This window comes from Sulfitobacter sp. 15WGC, from assembly GCF_005068605.1.
GTDB classification, from domain to species: domain Bacteria; phylum Pseudomonadota; class Alphaproteobacteria; order Rhodobacterales; family Rhodobacteraceae; genus Sulfitobacter; species Sulfitobacter faviae.
The window spans coordinates 1-18,497 of record NZ_SZNL01000011.1; the positions used below are offsets into that span (position 1 = coordinate 1).

Here is an 18,497-nt window from a genome sequence, read left to right on the forward strand (position 1 = left end):
TTCTGAGGCAGCAAAGAAAACTGCAAAGGAGGCCAAAACATTGACCGCATCATAGACCACGACGCATAACTGAGGGTGGGTCAAATCTCGGTGAAAATACCGGGTCAGTTCTCAGTGACAATCAACACACCTGCGCAAAGCGCGAGCGTTGGCAAGGGCCGTCGCGCTCCGATCAAACCGTATGATAGCAGGGTCAACCCCAATGCGACACGACCAGCCGCCAAGAGTGCTGCCAATGGGGCGTCCGAAAGGCTCAGCATATCCGGGTTCGCGACCATACCCAGTGGAATGATGTAGAGCCCAATGCCAAGCGCCATCGCTGTCAGAGCGACCTTCAACCAATTCTCGCCAATCATCCCCGCGGCGATAAAAACAGCGCCGCAGACCGGGGGCGTGATTGTCGAGAGAAGCGCGAACCAAAAGACAAAGAGATGCGCTTGAAGCGGCGAAAGACCCAGTTCGATGAGCGCAGGCCCGGCGACGGAGACGCAGATCACATAGGCCGCCGTGGTGGGCACTTCCATGCCCAGGATGAGGCAGGCAAGCGCCGTGAGCAGCAGGGACGGCCAAAGAAGCCCCCCGGACCCCGCCAGAATGAGAGAGGTGATTTTCACGCCGAGCCCGGTGATCGACAGGACACCGATGATGACTGAGGCGCAAAGAATGATAGAGGCGATCAGGGCAACCTGCCGCGCGGCATTGAGAACTGCACTTGCTATTCGCGTGGCGATCTGGCGCGGCTCGAAAGTGAGCCGCGCGTTGAAGAACAAGAGCAGCGCCGCTGCGAGGATCGCCATAGCCGCCGCATATTCCGGCGTGAACTGCGCGACGAACATCCCCCATAGCAGGACCGAGAAGGGGACGAGGAAGAAGAGCGATGTGACAACCACGTCGCGCAATGTGGGGCGATCCGCTTCTGCAATACCTTTGAGGGCGAAGCGCTGCGCGTAGGCGTTAATGCCAACCCAGACCGCCACGAAGTAAAGCACCGCCGGAAGCGCGGCGGCAGCCATGATGCCGGTGTAGGGCACGCCGGTCAGCTCGACCATCACGAAGGCGCCCGCGCCCATCAGGGGCGGCATGATCTGTCCGCCTGAGGAGGCCACGGCCTCGACCGCGGCGGCGAGGCGTTTGGGATAGCCGAGCTTGGTCATTGCGGGCAGGGTGATCGCGCCGGTGGAAGCGACATTTGCGGAGGCCGAGCCGGAGATTGACCCAAAGAGCGCCGACGACAAAACAGACACCTTCGCCGCGCCGCCTTTCAGCCGCCCCGCCGCGGCGGCGGCGACATTCATGAAGCCTTGCCCCGCTTCGCCAGCGTTCAGAACTGCGCCGAAGATGACAAAGATCGCCACGACGGAGACCGAGACACCGGTGAGCGTTCCCCAGATGCCGCCCTCGGCGATGGTCAGTGTTCCGAAATAGCTTTCTATTGGCGTGCCGGAATGGCCGAACTCGCCAGGAATATGCTGCCCGAACAGGCCATAGAGCAGGGCGATTGCCGCGACCAGTGGCAAGGGCCAACCGATCACGCGCCGCGCCGTTTCCAGCACCACCAAGAGCAGGGTCACCGCCACGGCGAGCTGGAAGTTGCTTTCGATGAACCCATATTGATCGCCAAGCGCATCGCTGTTGAAGGCCACCCAAAGCGCTGCGGCGATGCCCAATGCCGCCAAGATGCTGCCAGTGATCCGCCGCAGCGGCGTCTGCGCGTCAAAGACCAAAGCGAAGGGCAGGATGAAGGCCATATGCAGCGGCCTGCTGATCAGGTTCGGCACCAGACCCGAAAACACCAAAGCCAAGTGATAGCTGACCAGCGCGATGGCCAGCGCGATCCAGAAACTCGCCGCCAGTCGGCTTTCGGGGAGGTTTGTCATCTATGGGGGTCCGGCTTTGGCTGGGCAAGCGCGGCGCGGAATACCCGCGCCGCGCATCCTTTTATTGCGAGGTCTCTGTCGCGATCCCGGCTTCTTCGTAATAGCGCAGCGCGCCGGGGTGCAGTTCAGTGGTGATATTGGCCATCAACTCAGGCGTGACATTGCCCCACCAAGGCGATGTATCGGCCATCTTGGCCTTGTTTTCCCAATAGGTCTTGGTCAGCTGATAAGCCGTTTCATCGTCCATCTTGGTTGTCGTGAAAGCGGCGACGGGCAGGGACGTTGTGGTCACATCCTGCTCTTGGCCCGCATAGGTGCCCGCCGGAATGACAATGCGGGTCCGTTTGGATTGGGTGATCTGCTCGTCCGACAACGGGACCACGGTCACGGGGGTCGAAGCGGCGGCTTCGACGACGTTTGGCGCCGGGAATGAACCCGCGGTGACAAAGCCGTCGATCTGCCCGTTCTTCAAAGCGGCCACGGCGTTGCTCAATTCCGCATCAGCGATCTCCACACTGTCTGCCAGCCCGAACATATCCAGATACTTCGCACCTTCGGTCGCGCCGAAAGACCCTTTGCCCAGCAGGATGCTCTTGCCTTCCAGATCCGCGAGCGCGTTGGCGCCGCTGTCCTGAGACATCACGAAATGCATGGTCAGCGATGGGATCGGGAAAAGCGCGCGAATCTCATCGAAAGCAGGTGCGGTCTTGCCTTCAAACATGGCCTTGCCGTTCTGGGCCAGACCAACGAGCGAGGGCGGGGTGGTAAAGACATAGTCGGCCCCGCGCGCGCGGACTTCCATGACGTTTTGAACCGATCCTTGGCTCTCTTCCACGGTAACCGAGATGTCTCCGCCGCTGCCCGCTTTCATAGCCTCGGCAAGCTCCACGCCCATTTGATAGTAGGACGAGCCCGATTTGGCCGACTTATAGGTCACACGGGTCTCGGCGCTTGCGGCGCCCCCCACAAGCCCCAGGGCCAATGCCGCGCAAATAGTTTGTCTCAACGCATTCATGGTTTTTCCTCCTCCAAGCGCAAGGCGAACGATCTCCCGGCGAAACAGGTGCGGGACTGCCTTTGGGTGACTTTGTGGCAGCACACTACGGCATTGTCGAGAATGGGGTTCGCTGTTGGGTGGCTCTTAGGGACCAATACGGCGGGCCGCTTCGGTCTTGCGAGGTCGAAGATATGGGAAGATGGTAGATGCGGCAGGTTCGCTGCGCCCCGCAACCAGTTCTGCGATGCGCGGATCGCAGGCCATAGAGGGCGAAAGATATCGACGCTTGAGATGCGAAGAAACGCAACTGTCTGCGCGCCTTCGCCAATGTCGAAGCCCGATCAAAGGTCCATCCCCTTATCTCTCGGGCAAGGCGCAGTGCGTCAGCTATCGCCTTTCAAAGGATCATGGCCCCAATTCATCAGCGAATAGCGCCATTTCGAGTCTTCAACGCCATCCTTCGGCCCGCCTTGGGAGAGATGTCGTTTGATATAGCCGACGACGGTCGCCATGTGATCCCACTGATCGTCGGTCAGGTCGTCCTTATTGGTGCGTTTGATCTTGACGATCCGGCGGCCGGATTTGTGCCCGGTGCTTTCACCGGTTCCGCTGTCGCCCACGGACTTGGAGTCCTCGGTCTCCAGCCAGTCCTCAAGCTCCGCCGGTGCCATGTTGACCAGATCGCGCCACTCGCCCCAGATTTCGTCCTTCGATTTCGATGAAGACATTTTCTTTCCCAATCCAATACTGGGAAGAAACCGGCCCGCGCGCGCTTTGTTCCCAAGGGTCACAGCGGTCCGCCACGGTCGGCGAGGCGCGCGCCGATCGGTCTGCCGTCAGCTTGTCAGTGTCCGAACGGCCCGCGCCTCGGGCGAGCCGGTCATAGCTCAGGAAGCTTGCGAATAGCGCATGCCTGCCGGCACCTCCCGGTCCAGCAGTGATGCGATCATGCGGGTCAGGGCGCGACCTTCGGGCAGGATGTCGAGGCGCGTTCCGGACAAGCGCACGAATGGGGTGTAGCGGGTCGCGATGGCCTTTAAATCGGGTGCGAGATCGAAGGCCCGCGCGCCGAAGGTTTCTGCCAAGGCGTTCAGGTCAAGGGTGAAGTCGCACATCAGACATTCGATCGCCCGCGCGGTCAGGCGGTCCGCGTCGTTCAAGGCGTAGCCGCGCGTACCGGGCAGGTCGCCAGCCGCGATGCGCGCGGTGTAGGCCGCCGTCGCGGGGGCGTTCTGTACGTAGCCCCCCGGAAAACGCGAGATTGACGAGGCGCCGAGGCCGATCAGGGTTTGGCAATTGTCATCGGTGTAGCCTTGGAAATTCCGGCGCAGGCGGCGGTTGTTTTTTGCTTGGGTCAGCCCATCCTGCGGCGTGGCGAAATGATCAATGCCGATTGCCTCCATGCCCGAAGCGGCGAAGCGTGCCGCGGCCTTCTCGGCGAAGTGATAGCGTGCGACCGCGTCGGGCAGTGTCGCCTCGCGGATGAGTTTCTGCCGTTTCGCGACCCAGGGCACATGCGCATAGCCGAAAAGCGCCACGCGATCCGGCGCAAGTGACAGGGTTTTGTCGATCGTATCCTCCAGCCGCGCCATGGTCTGATGAGGCAGGCCGTAAACCAAGTCGGTATTTAGCGAGGTGACCCCCTCGGCGCGCAACTGATCGACACAGCGGCGCGTGACCTCGAAGGACTGAAGGCGCCCGATGGCCTGCTGCACCTCAGGGTCGAAATCCTGAATGCCGATAGAGGCCCGTGTGAGGCCCGCAGCGCGCAGGGCCGCGATTTTGGCGGGGTCGATCTGGGTGGGGTCGATCTCGACGGAGAACTCGAAATCCTCGGTCGGGGTGAAGCGCTGATGAAGGGCGCGGTTCAGGCGGTCGATGAGGGCGGGCGGTAGGATGGTCGGTGTCCCGCCACCCCAATGCATCCGCCCCATCCGCATGCCCGCAGGCATCGCAGCGCGCAGAAGCTCAAGCTCGGCCTCAAGAGCTTCGATATAGCGCTCGACAGGGCTGAGCGTCTTGGTGCCCTGCGTGTGGCAGGCGCAGAAATAGCACAGCCGCTCGCAAAAGGGGATGTGAACATAGACCGAGACCGGCGCGCCGGGGTCCAACGCGTCAAGCGCTGAGCCCTGAAACGCGGCGCCGACCGCGGGGGTGAAAGCCGCCGCGGTGGGATAGGAGGTGTAGCGCGGCACGCGCGCGTCGAAGAGGCCGAGAGCCTCGAGCATCTGTATCTGTTCCATGGCACTGGTTTAGAGGGGCGGGGTAGCGTGGTCTTTGCGCTGGATCAAATCGACTGCAAATATCAGGGCGGTCCCGCGAGGGCGACGCGCTGCGGCCTTTATGGGTTTGTCCGCCGACGCATTCTCCCGCGAATAAAATCTCATCTTTGAGCGACGGAATGTTCTTTCCCCTCCGTATCAGGAGGAGCACCAGCATGACAGGGTCCCTCTACACCGCCAAAACTCGCACAATTCCAAACTGACCGGAGTACAACGTACCGCCCGCTTGGGGAGGCGCCTTTGCAAAACGCGCAGTTGGCAGACGCATGAAGCCCATTTGCCGCGCTGTTTAGGAGCAAAGAAGAAATTGAGAGAATTATCCGACGCCGTTTTCTCCCTGTTTATCATCGCTGGCGCCTATAGCGTCGCATTCGGCTTGCCCGCTGAGGTGACGCGCCTTTGGGGCGGAAGCGCTGGTTCTGGCGACGGGGATGGTCGTGGACGATGCCATCGTGGTGGATGAGAATATCATGCGCAAGCGCAAGTCCGGCATGGGGGGCTTCGCCGCTGCGGCCTCGGGCACGATTGAGGTGTTCTTCGCCGTGATCTCCACCACCGCGACGCTCGCCGCCGTTATCATCCCGATCTCCTTCCTGCCGGGGCAGGCGGGGGGCGTCTTTTCCGAATTCGGCTTCGTGCTGGCCTTTGCTGTCACCCTGTCATCGATCACCGAGCTCACGCTTGCGCCTGTGCTTTTCGCTCTGCTCGACCCCGGCAAGACGCTGACCAGCGCCGACGGTGCCGCACCGGGCGTCTTGGTGCGCGGCTTTGACCGGGTGATGGATTTGGCCATCCGCACGCCGCTGCTGGTTCTATCGGTCGCGATCGGCTTTGCCATGATCGCGATGGGGGCCGCGATGACCCTGCCGTCCGCCGTCACGCCGGTAGAGGGCCGGCGCTTCTTCCTCGTGCAGGCGCGCGGCGCCTCTGACACGACCACCGATTACCTCGATACGCAGGTCGCGCTTGTCGAAGATATCCTCGCTCCCCGTCGCGAGAGAGGGCAGATCGAGACGGTGCAAAGCATCATCGGCGGCGGCGGCGGCGGCGGCACCAGCGCCTTTATTGTCGTGCGCCTGCCGGATTGGGCCGAGCGTGACTTTACCCAGCAAGAGTTGATTGGCCAGATCAGTGGTCAGCTGGCCTCGATCCCCGGTGTGGAGGTCAGCGCGCGGTCGACCAACAGTCTCAACATCCGTGGCGCGGGCGGGGGGCTGAGCTTTGCCGTGACCGGGACGAACCTTGCCAATGTGACTGAGGCGGCAGGCAGGCTCGTGGCGGCGATGGCACAGGATGACACTTTCGTGAACCCGCAACTGTCCAACAACAGTGTCAATGCCCAGTTGGAGGTGACGGTGGATGACAGCGCGGCGGGCGATATGGGGCTTGACGGCTCCGATGTCTCTTCGGTCGTGCGTGCCATGGTGCAAGGCGATGTGGCGGTCAGCGTCTTTTCCGATGATGTCGAGGTTGACGTGAATGTCGTCCCCGGTGGGCAACCGATCGACGATCCATCGGATATCGCCACCATGCCCATCCGCCTCGAGAACGGTGTCTATGTGCCGCTTTCCTCGGTCGCCACGCTCGACATGGTGGTGAGCGAGGCGCAGATCAAGCCTTTGGGCGGTGCCTTGACCGTCTCCTTGCAGGCGAACCTAGGTGAAGGTGTTGACCTCTCCACGGCGATGGACCGGGTGCTGGCCCTGTCGAAAGAAGTGCTGCCCGAGGGGCTGGGGATCACCTTTGCCGGAGAGGCAGCGACGCTGAGTGATAGCCAAGGCGGGATCTACATGGTCTTCGGCGTCGCGCTGATCGTGGTTCTGCTGGTGCTCGCGGCCCAGTTCGAAAGCTTCGCCAGCGGGGTCATTATCATAATGACAGTGCCCTTTGGCCTTGCCGCTGCTTTGCTGGCGATCTCCATCACGGATGGCTCGCTGAACTACTTCAGCCAGATCGGCCGTGTGATGCTGATCGGGGTAATGGCCAAGAACGGCATCCTGATCGTCGAATTCGCCAACCAACTGCGCGAAGCAGGGGGTAATATCGACAGCGCCATCCGAAGCGCGCTGCGCCTGCGCATTCGGCCTGTGATGATGACGATGGTCTCCACCGTCTTTGTCGGCCTGCCATTGATCCTGACCTCGGGCGCAGGGACCCAGGCCCGCATTGCCGTCGGTTGGGTGATCGTCGGCGGCCTAGGCTTTGTCACGGTTCTTACGCTGTTCCTGACACCCATCTTCTATCTCTGGATCGCAGTGTGGGGGGCTGCCCCCGGCGGGGCAGCGCAGCGGCTGAAAGCGGAAGTGGAGGGGCAGTAGGGGGGAGGGGAACCCCCGGCCAATCGCCCCCTGAACAGCCCCCCTCTCAAACACCCCCCCCTCAAACAGCCACCACAACCTTCTCCCCAATTCGATGCACCCGCGCCGAAGTCCCATAAACCTCCGAAAGCATCGCATCCGTCACGACCTCGCGCGCTGCGCCGTGATGCGTGATCCGTCCGTCCTTCATCGCCACGATCTGATCGGCATAGGCGGCGGCGTAATTGATATCGTGCAGCACGATCACGATGGTCCTGCCATGGGTGCGGGCGAGGTCTTGTAATGTGTGCATCAAGCCGCGCGAGGCCGCGATGTCGAGGTTGTTCAGCGGCTCGTCGAGCAGGATATAATCGGTCTCCTGCGCAAAGGTCATGGCCACCTGCGCGCGCTGGCGTTGACCGCCTGACAGCGTATCGAGGCGGCGCTCGGCGAGGGGGGCAAGGTCGAAAGCCGCCAGTGCCGCCTCTACCTTTTCGCGGTCTTCCGCGCTCGGGCGGCCCTTGTGGTAGGGGTAGCGGCCAAAGCTCACCAACTCGCGAACCGTCAGCAGGGGGGCCGCATCGCTGGTTTGGGGCAGAATGGCCAAGCGTCGGGCCAATGCGTCGTTCGCGCAGGCGCCGATTTGCAGGTCATCGACCATGATCTGCCCGTGCTGAAGCGGGATCAGCCGGGCGATTAGTGACAAAAGCGTCGATTTCCCCGCCCCGTTGGGGCCGATCAGCGCCGTGATCCCGCCGCTCTGCAAGGTCAGATCGATCTCGCGCAGGGTCGGCTTGCCGTCCCGGTCGTGGTTCAGGTCACGGATGATGATCATCTGGGTTTCCTCCGCAGCAGCAGGATTAGAAAGACAAGGCCGCCAAGCACATCGACGATGACGACAAGCGGGGTCGAGGAGCGCAGGGCGCGCTCCTGCACCATCTGCCCGCCGACCAGCGTGATGGCCGAGACCAGTCCCGCCGAGGGTAGCATGACGCTATGAAACATCACCGGGGTGATCTGTCGCGCCACGCTGACCACCAAGAGGCCGAGAAAGGCCATCGGCCCCACCAGCGCGGTCGAGACTGAGACGAGGATCGACACGAGCACCAGCACTTGGAACATGCCGCGCTCCGGGTCTTCGCCGAGGTTGACGGCGCTTTCATCGCCCAGCGACAGCACATCAAGCCGCTGGCGCATCCGCCAAGCGGCGACCAGCGCGCCGCCGGTCAAGAGGGTGGCGAGGGTGAGAAGGGGCGTGTCGACCCGGCCAAAACGGGCAAAGGCATTGGCCTGTACGACCATGAATTCATTGGGGTCGATGACCCGTTGCAGAAAGCTTGAGACCGACCGGAACAGCCCGGCAAAGATAATGCCCGTCAGGATCATGCGAAACAGATCATGTCCGCCGCGGCGCAAGAGCGTGCCGAAAAGCGCTAAGGCGGCCCCCATCAGCAGGAGGCTGTTCACGAGGAACTGCGCGATCTCGGGCAGTTGGGTAAAGGTCTGGCCGCCGAGCACGAAGATCAGCACCGTCAGGGTCAGCAGATAGAGCGCATCGAACCCCATGACCGAAGGCGTCAGAATGTGATTGCGGGTGATGGTCTGGAACAGCACCGTGGCGGTCGAGATCGAGACGGCGACCAGCAGCAGGGCGATCAATTTATTGGCGCGAAACGATAGGACAAAGCCCCAGTTCCCCCGCGCCCCCAGCCCGAGGTAGAGCGCGATGCAAAGGCCCAGCAGCGCCAGAAGCCACCAAAGACGCTTAGGATACATGGCGTTTCGGCCCATGCAGCAACCACAGGAACAGCAGCGCACCCACCACGCCGAATACCGTGCCCACGGGGATCTCATAAGGATAGCGGATCAGCCGCCCGAGAATGTCGCACAGCAGCACAAGTCCCGCGCCGGTCATCCCGGTGAGCGGCAGGCTCCGCCTCAGATTGTCGCCTGCCAGCCGGGCCACGATATTGGGCACGACCAGCCCGACAAAGGGGATCAGCCCCACTGTCACCACGGTCAGGGCGGTAACGATGGAAATTGCCAGCAGCCCCAGCACCATCGTCTGCCCATAGTTCAGGCCAAGGTTGATGCTGGCCGTGCGGCCCATGCCGATGATCGCGAATTGATCGGCGGCGAGATAGGTCAGCGCCGCCACCAGCGCCACCAGCCAAAGCAACTCATACCGGCCCTGCAACACGCCGGAGAACTCACCGTTCATCCAGATCTCGACATATTGCAGCAGGTCCGCCTGATAGGCGATGAAGGTGACCGCCGCCCCAAGGATGCCGCCGTAGATCAGCCCCACCAGCGCCACCAGCAGGGGCTGGGTTGGGGGCAGGCGCTGCACGATGGCCAGAAACCCCGCGCCCGCCGCAAGGGCGGTGAGGGAGGCGAGGACCATCTTGACGAAGATAGAGGCCCCCGGCGCGAAGAGGGTGACCAAAAGAATGCCAAGCGCTGCGCCTTGGCCCGTGCCCGCGGTCATCGGTTCGACGAAACGGTTGCGCACCAGCATCTGCATGATGGCCCCACTCACCGCCAAAGCCCCGCCCGAGATCACCACGGCGATGGTGCGCGGCGCGCGGCTGACCACCAGCAGCTCCAAGGCCGCCGGATCAGACCAAAGCGCCGCCCAAGACAGGTCGATCACCCCGACGAAAAGCGAGGCGACAGACAGGATCACGAGGAGACAGGCAAGGGCAAACGCCACAGGCTTACTGCTCCGTCAGGGCGGCGTTGATCTCATCCAGCGTGCGGGTCATCGACTGGATGCCGCCGCCTGCGATGTAGATGGGCGCGGCGCTTAGGTGCACGACTTGGCCGGTTTTCCATGCGGTCGTCTCATGCACCAATGCGTTGTCGAGCGTCGCACGCGCGCCTTCGCTTTCCTGACCGATGGCCGCCATCCGGTCGATCACCAGCAGGATGTCGGGGTTGGCCTCGCGAATGAATTCAAAGCTGATCGCCTCACCGTGGTTGGCCATCTCGACATCCTGCACCGCTTCGGGCAGGCCAAGCGCCTCATGCAGCCAGCCAAACCGCCCGCCGATGCCATAGGCGCTGATCTTCGGCCCATTGGTCATCACGATAAGCGCGCGGCCCTTGCCCGCCAGCGCCTCTTTGGTCTGGGCGAGCTTATCCTCAAAAGCCGCCGTCAGGGCTGCGGCCTCTTCCTCTTTGTCGAAAACCTTGCCGTATGCCTCCAGCCGGGCCAGCCCTTCGCCGATGGTGTCTTGCCAAATGGTCATGTCCAAGGTGGGCGCGATCCGCGCCAGTTCCGGCACCTGTTCGGTGCTGCGCCCCCCGGCGATGATCAGGTCGGGGTTCAGGGCAAAAAGCGCCTCGTAATCCGGCTCGAAAAGGGAGCCGATGACCTCGGTCCCCTCTGCCGTCTCTTCGAGGTAGGGCAGATAGACCGGGCGCACCAAGCCCTGCGGTGTGACGCCGAGCGCGGTGAGGCTGTCGAAGGCCGCCAGATCGTAGACCGCCACCGTGGCGGGGGTGAGCGGCGCTTCGGCAGGGCCGCGGGCGGTGTCGACCGTCACGGTCTCGGCCAGCGTGGGCGTGGCGAAAAGCAGGGCCAAAAGGGCAAGGGGTTTGATCATAGCGGTAACTCTTTCATCAGGGGGGAGGGGAAGCCGGGCCGGTGTTTACCATTTCCATGGCCCGGCTTAGGACTAAGGCAGAAAATGCATCCGGAGAGAGCGCCATGCCGACGACCACAGGATTTTACCAAACCGAGAACGGCTCGAAATACTTGCAGCAGCTGTGCAAGCATTTCGGCCATAAGATCGAGACATCTTACGACAGCGAAAAGGGCTGGGCCGCTTTCGAGATGGGCACGGCCTATATGACGGCGGACAGCAAGGGCCTCACCGTCACGGCGACGCTCGACGATCCCGAGATGGTGCCTGCGCTGCATAGTGTCATTGACCGGCATCTTGAAACTTTTGCCTTCCGGGAAACAGAAAAGAACATGGTTTGGACGGTCGAATAGGCCGCCCCTTCACAGAAAATCCCGGCGCCGCAATGGGCGCCGGGTAAAAGGCCGAACCGGGGCTCGACCAAGCCTAGCCTCTGATCAGAAGATGATCTCGGCGCTGAGGCGGATGGAGCGGCCGGGTTCGGTCAGCGGCTCCACTTCGCCCACGAACTCTTGGCCATAGGTGGCGCGGCTGCTGTATTGCTCATCAAAGAGGTTGTTTACCTCGGCGCGCAGGGTCAGGTTGTCCATCCGCTTGGGCGTGTATTCGGCAAAGACATTGGCGATCGTGTAGCCGTCCAACTCCGGCCCGCTGCCGCCTGTGGCGGCGTCATAAGTATCGTCAAAGTCGAAGGCCACCTGCACATCGCCACCCAAGAGAACCCCGTTGTTCAAACGATGCGCCACTTGGAAGGTCAGGAAATCCCCCATCGGCATGGTCAGGTAGTTGCCATAGTAGGAGTCGGCCGCGCGGCCATCAATCTCGGTGTCGATGCGGGCAAAACCGGCGCGGAAGAAACCGTCTTCCCATGCGGTGCCAAGACCCAGTTCAAAGCCGCGCGATTGCACATCCGCCGTGAAGGCCGGGCCACCGCGATAGCTGGCAGCGCGGGCGTTGTCGATGTTGGTGGCGAAAAGCTTACCGTCGACGACCCATGCGCCCATGGTGTAATTCGCGGCAAGGTAGAGGTTATCGGCGGTGACTTCTTCGATGCCGGAACCATAGTTCCATGCGGGGTTGAGGATATAGTTCTCGGCCAGTTCCAGACCGCCCCAGACGTGGGAATAGCCCGCGCTGATCGTCAGATCGTCCGAGAGGTCATATTCGCCCGAGATATTGCCCGAGAGGCCCGATTCAGACTGCGAGGAGCCATCGGTGCCCTCGAAATCCTGAAAATCGGCCCGCGCGCCGAAGGACAGACGCGCATTGGGCGTGGGCTCTATCCGCGCTTGGGCGAAAAGACCGATGTTGCTGAGTTTCTCCGTGGCCGCTTCACGCGCGCCGGAGGAGAGGTCGCGATAGTCCAGATCGGCCTCATCGGAGTAAAAGTCGAGACCTGCGTTCAACTCACCCCAACTCAGTGCGAAACGGTTTGAGAATTCGCCGCTCAGGCTCACGGTCTCACCGCTGGTGATCGAATTGGTCGACAGCGCCGACTCGTCGTTAACCAGTTTGGTCCCGCTATAGGCCAGCCGTGCGGTGGGGTTCCACATCGCTGTGGGCGTGGTGTCACTGTAGCTCAGGACGATATTGGTGCGCTCCAGATCATAGGGGCGGTCCGCAGGAAGCGGGCGGCCCCCGATGATGGCACCGAGGTTCGCCCGGTAGGGGCGGATTTCATCGTCGACCACCCGTTCGTACGACAGCTCGACCCGGTCGCCGCTCTGCGCTTCATAGGCCAGTTTGCCCAGCCCGCTAAGCAGGTCAGTGCCCGAACCGATGATCTCGTCGCCATTGCCATCTTCGCGCAGCCCGCCTTCGGCGACCTTTGCAAAGCCGAGGTATTCAAACCCGCCTTCGCGGCCATAGACCGACAGGCTGTTCGAGAAGATGTCGCCGTTGCTGTCGTATTCCAGCTTGTAGCGCCCGCCAAAACTCTCGTCCGGGGCCAGCAGATCGCTCGCATCCTTGGTCTCATAGGCCAGCGCGCCGCCCAAGGCGCCGGGGCCCGCATCGGCGGGGGCCACGCCGGGGTCGACGCGGGCGGCTTTCAGCAGGGCGGGGTCGATCAGCGTGGTGGTGTTGTGGTGGAACACCTTGTTGTTCTGCCGCGCGCCGTCGATGGAAATGGCGAGGTTGTTCTCCTCGATCCCGTTGACATAGACCTTTTGCGACATCGGGATCGAACTGCCCACCGCGATGGTCGGCTCGGCTACGAAAAGTTCGGACAGGTCCGCAGGATTGCTCAGCGCCAGCCCTTCGCTGGAGATGGAGATGTCATCGTCTTCCATCCCCGGAACGGCTGGCATCTCAAGAACGATGGTCCCCAGAAAGGCTTCGTCGTTAGTGCTCTGCGCTTGGCCCGCGGCGGGAATCATCCCCGCGGCAAGGCAAGCAAATGCATGTGTCGGCTTCATCAAATTTCCCCTTACTCAAACGGCCCGGACCCGGAAAAGCACCCCCCGGACGGCGTTGCGGCGATTCCTTATAGAAACTGTCAGGAATCTCAAGAGGCATGATTTTGGCGGGGGGCTGCCTGTGTCTTTTGGGTAAAGGAAGTGGGTGGCAGCACGGGTGCGGGGCCGTGGATCACCTTGTTAGAAGGGGCGGCTCGGACCGCGAAGAGGTGCAATTCCCTTTGCCCCCGAAAGCGCAGGCGGCCTCGTCAGCCGTCCGGCCCATGACCGCTTCCGCCGATAGCAACCCTGCCAAAACAAACGGCATTTTCCGCCATTGTCACAAATCTTTTGCACTCTCAGGCCACAAGGAGCCGCGATGCGCCGAAGTATAAATTGACCAACTGGTCTAACGCGCGCATTCTGCCGACAATGAGTACACTAGAAAGAGGATTTCCCATGACAAGAACCATTCTGCTGGCTGGCACCATGCTGGCGGGGCTCGCCTCCGTGGCCCAAGCCGACACGCTGCGCCTTTTGACATGGGGCGGCTACGCACCTGAGGACGTGGTCGCGAAATTCGAAGAAGAGACCGGCCATACCGTCGAAGTCACGAAATCCAACAACGAAGAGATGATCGCCAAGCTGCGCGCCACGGGCGGCGGTGGTTTCGACCTCGCCCAGCCTTCGCAAGACCGCATCATGGGGCCGCAGATGGAATTCGGCATCTACAAGCCGATCGATGTCTCCAAGCTGAACAAAGAGCTTTTCATCCCCTCCATGCTCGACGCGACCATGGCCAACACCACCGTGAACGGCGATGTCTATGGCGTGCCGCATGTCTGGGGCACCTCCGGTCTGGTGATGAACACCGCCGAAGCGGGTGACACCGTCAAGGATTACACCGACCTCTGCGCGCCCGAAGTGGCAGGCAAAGTGTCCTACCGCCTGAAGCGCCCGACGCTCATCGGTTTCGCCTTCGCCATGGGTGAAGACCCCTTTGCCGCCTATGACGACGAAGCGAAATATGCTGAGATCATGGGCAAGGTCGAAGAGAAGCTGATCGAATGCAAAGAGAACGTCAAAACCTACTGGGGTGGCGGCGATGAGCTGATGAACCTGCTGCGCTCGGGCGAGGTGACCGCCTCCATGGCATGGGATACCGGCGGCTGGAAGCTGAACGACGACAACGCCGACATTACCTTCGTGGCCCCGGCCTCGGGTGCGCTGGGCTGGATCGACACCTTCGTTCTGCCCGCCAAAGGGCAGGCCGACGATGTGGCCTATGAATGGATCAACTTCGTCATGCAGCCGGAAATCGCGGCGATGATCACCGCAGCGGCGGGTAACTTCACCGCCTCCGCAGGCGCGGATGAGTTTGCCGAAGACAGCCTGAAAGCCAAGTATCAGAACAGCTTCCCGCAAGAAGCCGTCGACAATATCAAATGGTATCCGCCGGTGCCCGCCGGTCTGGAAACCATCGAAGGCGAAGTGCTGGACCGCGTCCAAGCTGCCAACTGATAACTGACCCTACGAGCGGCACCCTCATATTGGGGGTGTCGCATCTTTATACGGAATTCACATGACCCCAGATCTGGAATGCGTCGACCTCGTTAAGCGGTTCGGCGATACCACCGCTGTTAACAACGTCTCCTTCACGGTGCCGCCCGGCAGTTTCTTCTCCATCCTCGGGCCTTCGGGCTGCGGCAAAACAACAATCATGCGGATGATCGCGGGGTTTCTCGACCCCACCTCTGGTGACATTCGGATCAAGGGCGGCTCAGTGCTCGATACGCCGCCGAACAAGCGCCCGGTGAACATGGTGTTCCAACATCTGGCGCTTTTCCCGATGATGACGATTGCCGAAAACATCGGCTACGGGCTGCGCCGTCGCGGCATGCCCAAGGCCGAGATTGCGCGCAAAGTCGATGAGGCGCTAGACCGGATCGGCCTGCCGGGCATCGGCGCGCGCAAGGCGGATGAGCTTTCGGGCGGGCAGAAGCAACGGGTCGCCATCGCGCGCTGCATGGTGCTGGAGCCTGACGTGCTGCTACTGGATGAGCCGCTGGGGGCGCTGGACCTCAAGCTGCGCGAGCATATGAAGGTTGAGCTAAAGGCCCTGCAAGCCGCCTTTGATACGACATTCGTCTATATCACCCACGACCAATCCGAAGCGCTCGTGATGTCTGACCAGATCGCGGTGATGAGCAATGGCCAGTTCGAGCAGGTGGGCCGGGGGCAAGATCTCTACTACCGCCCCGAAACGCCCTTCGTCGCCGGTTTCATCGGAGAGTCGAACCGCTGGAAAGGCCGGATCGAACGGGTGGAGGGCGACGCCCTGCAATTGCGCACCGACAGCGGGCTTGCCATGCGCGCCACCGGCGCGGGCCTTGTCCAAGGGGCAAAGGCCGAGATTTTCGTGCGGCCCGAATCCATTCGGCTGGCTGCCAGTGCCGATGCGCTGTCGGGGTTCGACAATCAGCTAAAGGGCACCGTCACCAGCCTGTTGTTCAATGGCGCGGCTTCCCGCGTCTTGGTGCAGGATGATGTGGGTGAGACGCTCGAAGTCACGCTGCCGCAATCGGGAGAGTTCTCAAGCCTGAAACGCGGCGACGTGGTCCATATCGGCTGGGGCGCGGGGCAGGCGACCTGCTTTGGGGTCGCGTGATGCGCAGCCAATCTCGACTGACATTCTACTTGCTGCTGACGCCCTTGGTGCTGTGGCTGGGGCTTTTGATCATCATCCCGCATATCGACATGCTGCTGATTTCGCTGCGCGAGCGGATCAGTTTCGGCGTCTATGAAACCAGTCTGGTGCAATATGAAAAGGCGCTGACCGAGCCACTTTACTTGCGCACCTTCTGGCGCACGGCGGTGATGTCCGTGCTGGCCACCGCGCTGACGCTGCTGATCGCCTTTCCGGTGGCCTATTACATCGCCAAAATGGCGAAGGGGCGCTTGCAGCAGGTGTTGTTCCTGCTCTGCCTGATCCCGTTTTACGTCTCCGAACTGGTGCGCACCTTTGGCTGGATGATCCTGCTGCGCGAGACGGGTCTCGTCTCGAACCTGTTGCAATGGGTGGGGCTGGCGGACCGTCCGGTCGAGTTGCTTTATACGGATGCCACGATGATGGTGGGGCTGGTCTATACCTCTATGCTCTTCATGGTGGTGCCGCTTGTCACCACGCTGGAAAGCCTCGACGACAGCGTGATCGAGGCGGGCTATGATCTGGGCGGCAGCGGGCTTTCCGTCTTGCGTGAGATCATCATCCCCCATGCGATGCCCGGCATCGTGTCGGGCTGTATCGTGGTCTTCATGCTGAGCTTGGGCAACTACCTGACGCCGACGATGCTGGGCGGCAAGGACAGTCTGTGGTTCACCGAAATGATCTATAACCAGTTCATCGTGCGCTCCAATTGGGAGCTGGGCGCCGCCTTTGGCTTTATGCTTTTGGTGCTGTCTTCGGTGATCGTCTGGGGGATGCTCTGGCTGACGGGCCGGACCCTCAAGGAAACGATGGGGTGATCCAATGATCCCGACAATCCCGCAATCGCGCAGCTTTCGCATTGTCTATGGTGGCTATGTGGCGCTGTTCTTTCTCTATCTGGCCCTGCCGCTGACCGTGGTGGCGGTCTTTGCCTTCAACGACAGCCAGTTCCCCTCTCTTCCGTGGGAGGGGTTCACATGGAATTGGTTCTTTGGCGAGGAGCGTCCGCAGATCGGCGTCTTTCACGAACGCGGCATTCTGCGCGCGGTCGGCACCTCGGCCTTTGTGGCGCTTTGCGTGGCGGTGCTTTCCGTCTGCGTGGGCACGACCAACGCCTTTTTGTTCAACCGTTATGAGTTCCGTGGCAAGGGGTTCCTCTATGTGCTGATGCTGCTGCCGCTGGTGATCCCCGGCATCGTCTTGGGCATCTCGGTGCTGGTGTTCTCTTCGACGCTGGCCAATGGTGTTTGGGACTTGGCGCAGATCGACATACAGGCGTTGCGCCCCGGTCTGCTTTTGGTGATCCTCGGGCAGTTCAGCTTTATCACCACCATCGCCACGCTGGTGATCTCGGCCCGGTTGCAGAAATTCGACCGGACCTTGGAAGAGGCGGCGCTGAACCTTGGCGCGGACCGTCTGACAGCGGTGCGCACGATCACGCTGCCGTTCCTTGCGCCTGCGATGGTCGGTGCCGTGGTGGTGGCGTTTTTGATGAGCTTTGAGAACTTCAACACCACGCTGATGCTCGTGGGCTCCGACGCGCCGCTGACCATCGCCATGTTCGACCGGCTGAAAGAGGGGTCGACCCCGCTGCTGAACGCCGTGTCGCTGCTCTTGATGCTGGGCTCGTCGCTTTTGGCGCTGCTGGTGATCCTGTTCCAGAAAAAGGGCTAATCCCCCTCGGCAGGCCCGCCAGCCGGGCCTGCTACATCCGGCTAAAGCGCGGCACGCACCGCCCGGCTGAACCTTTCAAGCAAATCCGCATCCTCTGCCAGATGGCGCCTCAGCGACCGGGGCAGTTCAAGCTGGACCCCCGCGCCCTTGCCGGTGCGGTTGCAGATGTTCGTCTCATGTAGGCCGGGCAGGGCGGTGTTCACCTCTGCCCCGAAGCCCGCTTTGCGCAGGGCGGCGCCGATGGCATCGCGCATCGCCTTGTCCCGCCCGCCGAGCCATACGGTTTCTGTGCCATCGTCCTTGCGGCCATGTACGGCGACGGCCCCCTCGGCGCTGCCGACAAGCGCCAGCGCCTGCGGCTCATCGAAACGGTGCGAGGTGATGTGAAAATCCCCATGCGCCCCGGGCTTTAGCGCCTCGAAGACATAGAGCGACAGGTCGCGCCCCGCGATGGCCTCGGCGATCAGGCCCGTCTCGGGTTCGATCGTGCCGCCATGCGGGGCCAGAATGACGACCGCGCTGCCGCGGTCCTCGGCCCGGATGCGGTAATCGACGCCCGCGTTCATCTCAGCGGAGAGGTCGGCAAAATTCTGGAAGCGATCTGCCATAAAGGCTCCTGT

Annotated in this window: 16 protein-coding genes; 6 read left to right on the top strand and 10 right to left on the bottom strand. The window is 62.0% G+C overall.

The window, feature by feature from the left end; genetic code table 11:
- Window positions 1-104: 104 nt before the first annotated feature.
- The 4 genes from FCK22_RS10925 to hemN all read right to left on the bottom strand — a co-directional run bounded on the left by FCK22_RS10925 (window position 105) and on the right by hemN (window position 5,117).
- Entirely contained in the window at window positions 105-1,877 is a 1,773-nt protein-coding gene (locus tag FCK22_RS10925) for a TRAP transporter fused permease subunit (protein ID WP_136720420.1), read from the bottom strand.
- Between the two features lie 61 nt (window positions 1,878-1,938).
- Window positions 1,939-2,892 carry a TAXI family TRAP transporter solute-binding subunit gene (locus FCK22_RS10930; RefSeq protein ID WP_067263903.1) on the bottom strand — a complete coding sequence of 318 codons (954 nt, stop codon included), beginning with the start codon at window positions 2,890-2,892 and terminating at the stop codon, window positions 1,939-1,941.
- A gap of 365 nt (window positions 2,893-3,257) precedes the next feature.
- Window positions 3,258-3,602 carry a DUF3140 domain-containing protein gene (locus FCK22_RS10935; RefSeq protein WP_067263901.1) on the bottom strand — a complete coding sequence of 115 codons (345 nt, stop codon included), beginning with the start codon at window positions 3,600-3,602 and terminating at the stop codon, window positions 3,258-3,260.
- A 159-nt stretch (window positions 3,603-3,761) separates the two neighbouring features.
- Entirely contained in the window at window positions 3,762-5,117 is a 1,356-nt protein-coding gene (gene hemN, locus FCK22_RS10940) for an oxygen-independent coproporphyrinogen III oxidase (RefSeq protein ID WP_067263898.1), read from the bottom strand.
- Window positions 5,118-5,575: 458 nt separating this feature from the next.
- Here hemN and FCK22_RS10945 point away from each other — a divergent pair, with 458 nt between their 5' ends.
- The gene (locus FCK22_RS10945; RefSeq protein ID WP_282705405.1) at window positions 5,576-7,474 is read left to right on the top strand and encodes an efflux RND transporter permease subunit; all 1,899 of its coding nucleotides are present in this window, start codon (window positions 5,576-5,578) and stop codon (window positions 7,472-7,474) included.
- Window positions 7,475-7,535: 61 nt separating this feature from the next.
- Here FCK22_RS10945 and FCK22_RS10950 read toward each other — a convergent pair whose 3' ends face one another.
- Genes FCK22_RS10950 through FCK22_RS10965 form a run of 4 tightly spaced genes read right to left on the bottom strand, consistent with a single transcriptional unit; the run spans window position 7,536 to window position 11,061 of the window.
- Window positions 7,536-8,288, bottom strand: coding sequence for an ATP-binding cassette domain-containing protein (locus tag FCK22_RS10950; protein ID WP_067261307.1), 753 nt, complete (start codon window positions 8,286-8,288; stop codon window positions 7,536-7,538).
- Window positions 8,285-9,229, bottom strand: a complete 945-nt coding sequence (locus FCK22_RS10955) for an iron chelate uptake ABC transporter family permease subunit (protein ID WP_067261309.1) — start codon at window positions 9,227-9,229, stop codon at window positions 8,285-8,287. The genes FCK22_RS10950 and FCK22_RS10955 overlap by 4 nt, the downstream gene beginning before the upstream one ends.
- Window positions 9,219-10,166 carry an iron chelate uptake ABC transporter family permease subunit gene (locus FCK22_RS10960; protein ID WP_067261310.1) on the bottom strand — a complete coding sequence of 316 codons (948 nt, stop codon included), beginning with the start codon at window positions 10,164-10,166 and terminating at the stop codon, window positions 9,219-9,221. The genes FCK22_RS10955 and FCK22_RS10960 overlap by 11 nt, the downstream gene beginning before the upstream one ends.
- 4 nt (window positions 10,167-10,170) lie before the next feature.
- Window positions 10,171-11,061: a siderophore ABC transporter substrate-binding protein gene (locus FCK22_RS10965; RefSeq protein ID WP_067261312.1), complete on the bottom strand. Its 891-nt coding sequence runs from the start codon at window positions 11,059-11,061 to the stop codon at window positions 10,171-10,173.
- Window positions 11,062-11,165: 104 nt separating this feature from the next.
- On the opposite strand from FCK22_RS10965, the gene FCK22_RS10970 reads away from it, so the two are divergent.
- The gene (locus FCK22_RS10970; RefSeq protein ID WP_067261313.1) at window positions 11,166-11,453 is read left to right on the top strand and encodes a DUF2218 domain-containing protein; all 288 of its coding nucleotides are present in this window, start codon (window positions 11,166-11,168) and stop codon (window positions 11,451-11,453) included.
- An 84-nt stretch (window positions 11,454-11,537) separates the two neighbouring features.
- Here the strand turns inward: FCK22_RS10970 and FCK22_RS10975 are convergent, their stop codons facing one another.
- A complete protein-coding gene (locus FCK22_RS10975) occupies window positions 11,538-13,517 on the bottom strand; it encodes a TonB-dependent receptor (RefSeq protein ID WP_067261315.1) in 1,980 nt (659 codons plus the stop codon).
- Window positions 13,518-13,955: 438 nt separating this feature from the next.
- Between FCK22_RS10975 and FCK22_RS10980 the strand changes: the two genes are divergently transcribed.
- From FCK22_RS10980 to FCK22_RS10995, 4 genes are all read left to right on the top strand, one after another.
- Window positions 13,956-15,017: an extracellular solute-binding protein gene (locus FCK22_RS10980; protein WP_136720422.1), complete on the top strand. Its 1,062-nt coding sequence runs from the start codon at window positions 13,956-13,958 to the stop codon at window positions 15,015-15,017.
- 61 nt (window positions 15,018-15,078) lie between these two features.
- Window positions 15,079-16,164, top strand: coding sequence for an ABC transporter ATP-binding protein (locus FCK22_RS10985; protein ID WP_067261317.1), 1,086 nt, complete (start codon window positions 15,079-15,081; stop codon window positions 16,162-16,164).
- Window positions 16,164-17,021: an ABC transporter permease gene (locus tag FCK22_RS10990; protein ID WP_067261318.1), complete on the top strand. Its 858-nt coding sequence runs from the start codon at window positions 16,164-16,166 to the stop codon at window positions 17,019-17,021. Before FCK22_RS10985 ends, FCK22_RS10990 begins: the two co-directional genes overlap by 1 nt.
- Window positions 17,022-17,025: 4 nt before the next feature.
- A complete protein-coding gene (locus FCK22_RS10995) occupies window positions 17,026-17,877 on the top strand; it encodes an ABC transporter permease (protein WP_067261320.1) in 852 nt (283 codons plus the stop codon).
- A gap of 41 nt (window positions 17,878-17,918) precedes the next feature.
- Here FCK22_RS10995 and FCK22_RS11000 read toward each other — a convergent pair whose 3' ends face one another.
- On the bottom strand, window positions 17,919-18,485 hold the full coding sequence (locus FCK22_RS11000) for a poly-gamma-glutamate hydrolase family protein (RefSeq protein WP_067261322.1): 567 nt from the start codon (window positions 18,483-18,485) through the stop codon (window positions 17,919-17,921).
- Window positions 18,486-18,497 lie beyond the last annotated feature (12 nt).